Below are 282 nucleotides of genomic sequence, written 5' to 3'. Positions count from 1 at the left end.
ATTGATTGCTTTGCCTGCTCTATCCGCTTTTCTGCTGCGCAAATCGAGCCGCAAATCGGCGATCCATAATTCCTGCGTTTCCTCTCGTATCGCCGAACTGCGTCTGAGCAAGGCTTCGCAACGCGCCAATAATTCGGAAAAAGCAAAGGGTTTGGTTAAATAATCGTCGCCTCCGCCGCGCAAACCGGAAACCCGCTCATCGATGCTGGTCAAGGCACTGAGGATCAAAACAGGATTTGATTTACCTGCTTCGCGTATGCCCTTCAGTAGCGTCAACCCATC

At 51.4% G+C, this 282-nt stretch carries 1 protein-coding gene; it reads right to left on the bottom strand.

The genetic code is table 11. The annotated features are described in order from the left end of the window. On the bottom strand, positions 1 to 282 hold a 282-nt coding region (locus KDM89_RS22030; RefSeq protein ID WP_212689877.1), incomplete at both ends, for a response regulator.

Source organism: Cognatundibacterium luofuense, from assembly GCF_018139685.1.
Taxonomy (GTDB): domain Bacteria; phylum Pseudomonadota; class Gammaproteobacteria; order Burkholderiales; family Burkholderiaceae_D; genus Undibacterium; species Undibacterium luofuense.
The sequence above is the reverse complement of the archived record's forward strand: the minus strand, read 5'-3'. Positions and strand labels throughout refer to the sequence as shown.